The organism is Noviherbaspirillum denitrificans (genome assembly GCF_002211445.1).
In the GTDB taxonomy this organism is placed as follows: domain Bacteria; phylum Pseudomonadota; class Gammaproteobacteria; order Burkholderiales; family Burkholderiaceae_D; genus Noviherbaspirillum; species Noviherbaspirillum denitrificans.
Genome location: NZ_LSTO01000001.1, coordinates 794,543 through 803,173, shown reverse-complemented (window position 1 = coordinate 803,173; position 8,631 = coordinate 794,543). Strand labels below are relative to the sequence as shown.

9 protein-coding genes are annotated in these 8,631 nt (G+C 61.2%); 2 read left to right on the top strand and 7 right to left on the bottom strand.

Annotation, left to right across the window (positions count from 1 at the left end):
- The 6 genes from AYR66_RS04060 to AYR66_RS04035 all read right to left on the bottom strand — a co-directional run.
- Positions 1–899 (bottom strand): AMP nucleosidase (locus AYR66_RS04060; RefSeq protein WP_088709586.1); only part of this gene is annotated, 899 nt, incomplete at its 3' end.
- 52 nt (positions 900–951) lie between these two features.
- Complete coding sequence (locus AYR66_RS04055) at positions 952–2,220, bottom strand: branched-chain amino acid ABC transporter substrate-binding protein (protein WP_088706469.1); 1,269 nt, start codon at positions 2,218–2,220, stop codon at positions 952–954.
- 158 nt (positions 2,221–2,378) lie between these two features.
- Positions 2,379–3,026: a GTP cyclohydrolase II gene (ribA, locus tag AYR66_RS04050; RefSeq protein WP_206047046.1), complete on the bottom strand. Its 648-nt coding sequence runs from the start codon at positions 3,024–3,026 to the stop codon at positions 2,379–2,381.
- A gap of 34 nt (positions 3,027–3,060) precedes the next feature.
- Positions 3,061–3,951, bottom strand: coding sequence for a pirin family protein (locus AYR66_RS04045; protein ID WP_088706467.1), 891 nt, complete (start codon positions 3,949–3,951; stop codon positions 3,061–3,063).
- 39 nt (positions 3,952–3,990) lie between these two features.
- Complete coding sequence (locus AYR66_RS04040) at positions 3,991–4,866, bottom strand: pirin family protein (RefSeq protein WP_088706466.1); 876 nt, start codon at positions 4,864–4,866, stop codon at positions 3,991–3,993.
- A 61-nt stretch (positions 4,867–4,927) separates the two neighbouring features.
- Positions 4,928–5,548, bottom strand: coding sequence for an FMN-dependent NADH-azoreductase (locus tag AYR66_RS04035; RefSeq protein ID WP_088706465.1), 621 nt, complete (start codon positions 5,546–5,548; stop codon positions 4,928–4,930).
- 98 nt (positions 5,549–5,646) lie between these two features.
- Here AYR66_RS04035 and AYR66_RS04030 point away from each other — a divergent pair, with 98 nt between their 5' ends.
- A complete protein-coding gene (locus tag AYR66_RS04030; protein WP_088706464.1) occupies positions 5,647–6,558 on the top strand; it encodes a LysR family transcriptional regulator in 912 nt (303 codons plus the stop codon).
- Here the strand turns inward: AYR66_RS04030 and AYR66_RS04025 are convergent.
- The gene (locus AYR66_RS04025; protein ID WP_234814738.1) at positions 6,555–7,094 is read right to left on the bottom strand and encodes a response regulator; all 540 of its coding nucleotides are present in this window, start codon (positions 7,092–7,094) and stop codon (positions 6,555–6,557) included. The genes AYR66_RS04030 and AYR66_RS04025 overlap by 4 nt on opposite strands.
- A 36-nt stretch (positions 7,095–7,130) precedes the next feature.
- On the opposite strand from AYR66_RS04025, the gene AYR66_RS30350 reads away from it, so the two are divergent.
- Positions 7,131–8,631, top strand: a 1,501-nt coding sequence (locus AYR66_RS30350) for a methyl-accepting chemotaxis protein (RefSeq protein WP_088709585.1), incomplete at its 3' end; no start/stop codon positions are given.

The following is an 8,631-nucleotide window of genomic DNA, read 5'->3' as shown; positions in this document are numbered from 1 at the left end:
GGACCGACGCCGATGTTGACCATCGTGATGCCGCTGCCGTCGGCACGGATCAGGTGGTAACCCGGCATCTGTGGCAATCGCGGCGGTGCCTTGCCCAGGTCGTCGCCCTCCTGCACCGCCTCGCCCACGCGGCGCGTGATCACATTGCCTGGTTCGACGAAGGCGATGTAATGGTCTTCATCGTCCGGCGTGTCGGGATCCGGCACGCGGTTCATGATCTCGTGGCCGAGCCGCACGAACTCGTCGATGTAGAACTGGTAATTGGTGAACAGCACGTAGTTCTGGAAATGCTCCGGCGCCGTCCCGGTGTAATGCCGCAGGCGATGCAGCGAATAATCGACACGCGGCGCAGTAAACAGCGACAGCGGGTGCGCTTCCCCCGGGCGCGTTTCGTGGGTGCCGTTGGCGATGCCGTCATCCATTGCGCCGAGGTCCGGCAGGTCGAACATGTCGCGCAGCGACAGCCGGCGCTCGGCGCTCATGCTGCCCTCGATGTGGTCATCCTGCGCGAAAGAAAAATGGACCGGGATCGGCTGCGAGCTGACGCCGACTTCAAGCTGAACTTCCTGGTTCTGGCTGTGGTTCTTCAGCAGCAGCCGCAATTGCTCGGTGTAGTAGTTCTCGAACAGGTCCGGCCGCGTGATGGTCGTCTCGAAGGTGCCCGGACCCGCAACGAAGCCGTAGGACAGCCGCGAATCCGCGCGTGCCACCGTTTCGGTCTGGATGCGGACATACGGATAGCAGGCACGCACGTGCGAGGGCATCCTTTCGCCGCTGACGAAGCGCTGCAAGTGTTCGCGCAGGTGCGTGATGCCGGCATCGTAAATCTCGCGGATGCGGCGCAGCGCATCGACCGCATCGTCGAAGCGCTCGGCGGGAATGTGTTCGGGGGTGAGCAAGGGAAACTCCTGTGGAATAAGCGCAGTCAGTCCCGCCTATTGTAACGGTGCATCAGTCAGGACGCCTCATGCGGCAGCTCGTCGGGAGCGTGGTTTCGGCCAGGCTCAGGTAGCGCTCCGTCTTGAATCCGTAGCCGCTGCCTTCGTTGTCGAAGCGCACCGAACCGTCAGCGACTTTGCGCATGGTAGAGACGTACAAGGGCTGCAGCAGTTGATGGTCGTCCGCGCGCATCGTCGCTTCGTGGAAGCCATTGCGGAAACGCGCGCCTTCCATCGCCTTTGCCACGGCTGCCGCCTCGGTCGTCTTCGCCTTCTCGATGGCGGACACGAGCATATCGACCATCAGGTGCATCCGCAGGTGCACGTAGTCGTCTTCCGGGGCCGGATAGCGCTTGCGGAAGGCGCGGTAGAAATCGTCACTGGCGGAAGTTTTCATGCCCTGGCCGGTGTTCGGATGCCATTCCGCGACGGCCCGCACGCGGCCCACGCCGGCCTCGCCAATCGCTGCAGGCGCACCGAGGCCGTTGCCGTAGAAGGTGTAGAACTTCGCATTTAACCCGCCCTCCTTCGCCGCCTTTACGAGCAGCGTCAGGTCATTGCCCCAATTGCCGGTAATGACAGTGTCGGCACCGCTGGCCTTGATCTTCGCGATATAGGGCGTGAAATCCTTGATCTTGCCGATCGGATGCAGCTCGTCGCCGGTGATGACGATGTCGGGGCGCTTCTTCGCCAGCTGCGCGCGGGCCGAGCGCGCAAGCTGCTGGCCGAAGCTATAGTCCTGCCCGATCAGATAGACGCGCTTTGCACCCGTGTCGCCCTTGATGACTTCAGTCAGCGCATGCATGCGCATGTCGGCATTGGCATCGAAGCGGAAATGCCAGAAGCTGCATTTGTCGTTGGTCAGCGCGGGATCGACGGCGGAATAGTTCAGGAACAGCATGCGCTGGCCGGGTGTGCGCTGGTTGTGCTTGTCGATGCCGTCGATCAGTGCGGCGGCAACTGCCGAGCTGTTGCCTTGCAGGATGAAGCCGACATGCTGGTCGGCCATCTGGCGCAGGCCGATGAGCGATTCTTCGACGCCCTGCTTGTTGTCGTACGTGGTCAGCACCAGCGGATGCGCGCCGTCAGGCAGCTTCACGCCGCCGCGCGCATTGACGTTTTCGATCGCGAGCTGGATGTTGCGCACGACCGCGCTGCCGGCATTGGCGAAGGGGCCGGAGAGACCTTCGATCATGCCGAGCTTGATGGGGGCGGCGGCGTGGGATGTGCCGATGGTGGCGAATGCGAGGAGGGAGATGAGTGCTTGTTTTACGGGGGACATGGAAATGCGTCAGGTGGTCGCAGGCGGGAGACTGCCTTTGTTTTCTCGCACTATTTTTTCCCCGTCATTCCTGCGGGGCCGCCGAGGCCTGCGCGGGAATGACGGGGATATGGGATGCTGAAAATCAAACGACAGCGCCCGCAGGCAAAGGATAAAAATCACTCCTGCTCGAAATCGAGCATATGCCCCAGCTTCTGCTGCTTGGTGCGCAGGTAACCGATGTTGTGCGGCGTGTGCGCCGTCAGCACCGGAATCCGTTCATCGACATGGATACCGTAATCCGCCAGCTTCTTCATCTTCTTCGGATTGTTGGTCATCAGGCGCACCGAGCGCACGCCGAGGTCATCAAGGATCTGTGCCGCCACCTGGTAGTCGCGGGTATCAACCGGCAGGCCGAGTGCGAGGTTCGCCTCGACCGTATCCTGTCCCTGGTCCTGCAGCTGGTAAGCGCGGATCTTGTTGGCAAGGCCGATGCCGCGGCCTTCATGACCGCGCAGATAGACGACGACGCCCAGTCCTTCTGCTGCGATCTTGCCCAGCGCAGCGTCGAGCTGTTCGCCGCAATCGCAGCGCAGCGAGCCGAGCACGTCGCCGGTCAGGCATTCGGAATGTACACGCACGAGGACCTTTTCCTGGCCCTTGAGTTCGCCCTTGACGATGGCGACATGCTCGACGGACTCGCCGAGCGGCTGGTAGACATGAATACGGAACTCGCCGTGTTTCGTCGGCAGGAGCGACGTGGCGACGTGATCGAAAATCTTGTCGGAGCCGGCTGCAGCCGTGTTCTGGTCTCCGGTGTTGTTCATTATGAATCGTCCCAGTTGAAGCGAGGCATGGATTTTAGCTGAAAGACTCCGCCGGCTTCGGTTCATCCGGCAAGGGAATCCATTCGGTTTCATCCGGCACCTTGCCGAATCCCTGCGCACGCCATCTTTCCTTCGCCACCTGGATCGCCTCCTTGCTGCTCGCAACGAAATTCCACCAGATGTATCGGTCGCCATCGATCGGTTCCCCGCCCAACAGCATGACGCGCGCCCTTGTTTTTGACTCTATTGTAAGGGTTTGGCCGCTGGTCAGCACGGCCATGTGCCTTTCGGCGAGCGGCGCGCCATCGATTTCGATCTCTCCGCCGGCAAGATAGACCCCGCGCTGCGGATACTCGGCAGGCAATTCGAACTTCACGCCCTGCTCCATTTCGAGCGCGGCGTAAAACATCGGGGAGTAGGTGGTAACCGGCGAACGCAGGCCGAAGGCACTACCGGCAATCAGGCGCAGGTTCAGTCCGTCGGCGGCAATCATCGGCAGGCTGGCAGCCGGATGATGCTCGAAGGATGGCTCTACTTTTTCATGTACTTTTGGCAATGCAATCCAGATCTGGATGCCTTCGAGCGCGCCACCGGTATTGCGTATTGCATCGGGCGAGCGCTCGGAATGTGCGATGCCTTCCCCTGCGGTCATCCAGTTGACGTCGCCGGGACGGATTTCCTGTATGGACCCCAGTGAATCGCGATGCAGGATGGCACCGTCGAACAGGTAAGTGACCGTCGCCAGGCCGATGTGCGGATGCGGACGCACATCCAGGCCGTCGCCGGGCGCGAAATCCACGCGTCCCATGTGGTCAAAGAAAATGAAGGGCCCGACCATCTTGTGCGGATGGCTCGGCAGCAGCCGGCGGACCATGAAACCGCCGCCGAGATCCTTGGTGTGGGGTTTGATGAGCGCGAAGGTCATGGGCAGTCTCCTTGTTTTCAGATCCCGCCCATTATCCGCTCAAGCCGGCGCTTGCGTGAATTTGCCGCTTTGAAAGTCCGTGATGGCCTGTTCGATTTCCTCGACAGTGTTCATCACGAAAGGTCCGTACTGCGTGACCGGCTCCTTCAGCGGACGTCCTGCAAGCAGCAGGAAACGCGCGCCACCTTCGTCCGCACGCACATCCACCTGGTCGCCAGGCGACAGGAAACCCGCGCTCTGCGACTTCAGCGGGCGCGGTGCGGCGTCGCCGATCTTCACGCTGCCTTCATAGACGTAGATGAAAGCATTGAGGTGGCTGTCGAGCGCATGCGAGAACGCCGCGCCCGCCGGCAACACCACATCCACATACAGCGGCTCGGTGCTCAGCCCCTGGATCGGGCCGGCCACTTCCTTGCCGTCGATGTTCAGCGTCCCGGCGATCACCTTCGCCGTTCCGCCTCCAGGGAGATCGGCGACCGGGATTTCCGCAGGCGGAATGTCGCGGTAGCCGGCCGGCTTCATCTTTTCCTTTGCCGGCAGGTTGATCCACAACTGGAAACCGCGCATGCGCCCTTCTTCCTGCTGCGGCATCTCGGAATGCACGATGCCACGACCTGCCGTCATCCACTGCACGCCGCCGTTCTTCAGCTCGCCGACATTGCCGAGATGGTCTTCATGCCGCATGTGGCCGTCGAGCATGTAGGTGACCGTCTCGAACCCGCGGTGCGGGTGCGGCGGAAAACCGGCGATGTAATCGCCCGGGTTGTCGGACGAGAACTCGTCGAGCATCAGGAACGGATCGAGACGGCTGCCCTGTCCCTGCCCGAGGCTGCGGCGCAGCTTGACGCCGGCGCCGTCGGACGTGGCGAGGCCTTCGATCACGCGTTGGAGCGTGCGGGTGGTGACGGTGGTCATGGCAGTTCTTTCAACAAGGGTTCAGTTGCTGTGTCCAGCTTCCATTGTGTACTACGCGTGCTCAGGCTGCCTCGCGCAAGGGCGCGGCGAGTTCACGGATGACTTCGTCCGCCTTGGCCAGCGCAGCCGTCTTGCTTTCGTCGCCCATGGCGAGTCCTTCTGCATACACGAACTCGACATCCGACATGCCGATGAAGCGCAGGAAATCGCGCACATAGCCGGTCTGTGTATCAGCGGGCGTGCCGAGGTACTTGCCACCGCGGGTCGCGAACACATAGACCTTCTTGCCGGTCAGCAGGCCGACGGGTCCGGTTTCGGTGTACTTGAAAGTCACGCCGGCGCGGGCGATGTGATCGAAGTACGCTTTCAGTACCGACGGGATGCCGAAGTTGTACATGGGCAGGCCGAGGGCGATCACGTCGGCGTTGCGCAGTTCTTCGATCAGCGTGTCGGAGAAATCGACCACTGCCTGCTGCTGCGCCGTGCGGTCTTCAGGCTTGGACAAGAATGCACCGAAACGTTGCCCATCGAGGTGAGGAATCGGCTCGGCGGCGACGTCTCGAACGATAACCTTGCCGTCCGGGTTGGCATCACGCCATGCGGCAACGAATTCATTCGACAGGCGGTTGGACTGGCTGTTGTCGGCAAACAGGCTGGTGTTCAGTTGGAGCAGGGTTTTCATCGATTCCTCCGTATGTGAGTTGGTATGCGTATTAAACTATTGAATGAATCGATAAAAAAGTAGAATAATTAGCGTCAATCCATCTATTGGTTAGATAAATGGAAAACCAGTACATCACCCTCGAGCAATGGCGCACCCTGATTACCGTTGTGGACACCGGCGGCTACGCACAGGCGGCGGAAAAATTGCATAAAAGCCAATCCTCCGTGACCTATGCGGTACAAAAGATCGAGTCATTGCTGGATGTGAAAGTCTTCGAGATCCAGGGGCGCAAGGCCATCCTTACGCCCACGGGCCAGTTCCTTTACCGCCGTGCACGCGCCCTGCTCGACGAGTCGAGTGCGCTGGAACGGGCGGCACGCAGGCTCTCAGCCGGATGGGAGGCCGAAATCCGGGTGGCGGCGGAAATCATTTTCCCGACCTGGCTGCTGCTCGGCTGCTTTGAAAAGCTGGGAAAGGAAAGCCCGCATACGCGTATCGAACTCATTGAATCGGTGCTCGCGGGCACGTCCGAAGCCTTGCTGACCGGTGCGGCGGACATTGCAATCGCCAACGCGGTCCCCCCGGGTTTCCTTGGCATCCCGCTGATGCGCATGCGCTTCATTCCCGCCGCCAGCCCTTCCCATCCCTTGCACCAGATCGGGCGCGACGTGAACATCGATGACCTGCGCCATCACCGCCATCTCGTGATTCGCGAATCGGGCACGCGCCGCGACACCAAGGCCTTGCTCGATGTGACCCAGCGCTGGACGGTAAGCCATCCCGCAACCTCGATCGAGGCGGCCAAGCGGGGTTTCGGCTTTGCGTGGTACCCGGAAGAAAAGATCCTGAAGGAATTGCAGGAAGGTGAACTCAAGCCCTTGCCGATGGGCGCGGCCGGTGAACGTTTCGTCGAGCTTTACATGGTGCTGGCCGATCCGGACAGCGCGGGGCCGGGCACGCGGCGCCTGGCGGAAATCATTCGCGAAACCGTGAATACCGAGTGCATGCGCTTCCACCCGGAGAATTAGCGTGTGATATTGGCGATCTCGGCGATCAGGCTTTTGTAGGAGATCGGCTTTTCTATGTAATGGTCGCAGACTTCCAGCACGCGCTCCTTGTCGCCCTTCATTGCGGAAGCAGTCACGGCGATGACCGGAATGCCGGATGTCTCCGGCGCTGCTTTCAGGATGCGCGTGGCTTCCATGCCATCCATGTCCGGCAGTTGCATATCCATCAACACCAATTCAGGCCGTTCGCTCAAGGCAAGCGCGATGCCCTCGCGCGCGGTGCTCGCCTGGATAACGGCATGCCCCGCGCTCGAGAGCACGAGCGCGGCGAGTTTCATGTTGGCGGGGTTGTCTTCAACAATCAGGATGCGGGCCATGTGATGCGTGATTCGAAATGCTGGCGAACGGCGAAGCACGAATGCTCGCTTATTCCCCGTCGCCATGTCAATTCGGTGTACCGCCGCAACACGCTTTTCGTTCTTGTTGTTTAATTGCACGAGTACGGGCATCGTTGTGCAAGCGGCAGCAGATGACGGCCATCGCAACGCACTGGGCACTGTCCTCCATCGTCAAGTCTCCATTCAAGGACCATCATGAGATTAACCGACTATCGCATCGGCACCCGATTGGCCGTCCTCGCAGGCTTCCTGCTGTCAGCGGTTCTCCTCATAGGCCTCAGTGGATGGCAGACCCTGCGCCAGTCCAATGCCAATGCCGTTGCCTCCATGGAGCGTGCATCGCTGCTGGAAGATTCCGTCAATACCGCGCGCCTCGCGCAAGTCGAATTCAAGATCCAGGTACAGGAATGGAAAAACCTCCTGCTGCGCGGCCACGATCCCGCCGCACTTGAAAAATACACAAAGGAATTCGAGAAGAAAGGCGAAGAAACCCAGGCCAGCCTGAACAAGCTCAAGACCCAGCTGGGCCGGCTCGGCCTCGACGCGGCATTGGTCGACGATGCCGCCGGCGCACACCGCGAACTGGGCGCGAAATACCTGGACGCCGCCAAAAAGTACGACTCCGCCAACCCGGAAAGCCCGAAGATCGTCGACGGCCTCGTGCGCGGCATGGACCGCGCACCAACCAAGAAGATCGACGACATCGTCGCTTACGTGGTCGAACAGTCCCGCAAGCTCGCTGCCGACAGCGTGGCGCTGTCGGAGCAAAGCTACCGCAATGCGTCCCTCCTTCTGCTGGCGGTGAGCGTCTGCGCAATCGGCCTCGGCGGCGCGGTCACTTACTGGCTGGTGCACAGCATCACCGTCCCGCTCAACAAGGCAGTCCTGCTTGCCGAAACCGTTGCATCCGGCGACCTCCGCTCGCGCATTGAAGTGACAGGCAAGGATGAGACCGCCCACCTGCTGAAGTCGCTCAACGTCATGAACGACAACCTGGCCCGCATCGTGGCCCAGGTACGCGACGGTACCCACCAGATCGCGCACGCCTCGTCCGAGATCGCCCGCGGCAACCTCGACCTGTCCTCGCGCACCGAACAACAGGCTGGATCATTGGAAGAAACCGCCTCCTCGATGGAGGAACTCACCGGCACCGTCAAGCAGAATTCGGAGAATGCGGCACAGGCCAACAATCTCGCGCGCACCGCGTCGGACGTGGCCGCCCGCGGTGGTTCCGTCGTGTCGCAGGTGGTGCGGACGATGGGCGACATCAATGCATCGTCGCGCAAGATCGTCGACATCATCGCCGTCATCGATGGCATTGCGTTCCAGACCAACATCCTCGCGCTGAATGCCGCCGTCGAAGCCGCTCGCGCCGGTGAACAGGGCCGCGGTTTTGCTGTGGTTGCGTCGGAAGTGCGCAGCCTCGCGCAGCGCTCCGCGGCAGCGGCCAAGGAAATCAAAGCCTTGATCGAGGATTCCGTGGACAAGGTCGGCACCGGCAGCAAGCTGGTCGACCAGGCCGGCACCACGATGGAGGAGGTGCTCTCCAGCGTGCAGCGCGTTTCCGATATCATCAACGAGATCGCCGCCGCCAGCCACGAGCAAGATGCCGGCATCAGGCAAATCAATGACGCCATTTCACAGATGGATTCGGTGACGCAGCAGAATGCCGCCCTGGTCGAACAGGCGGCCGCGG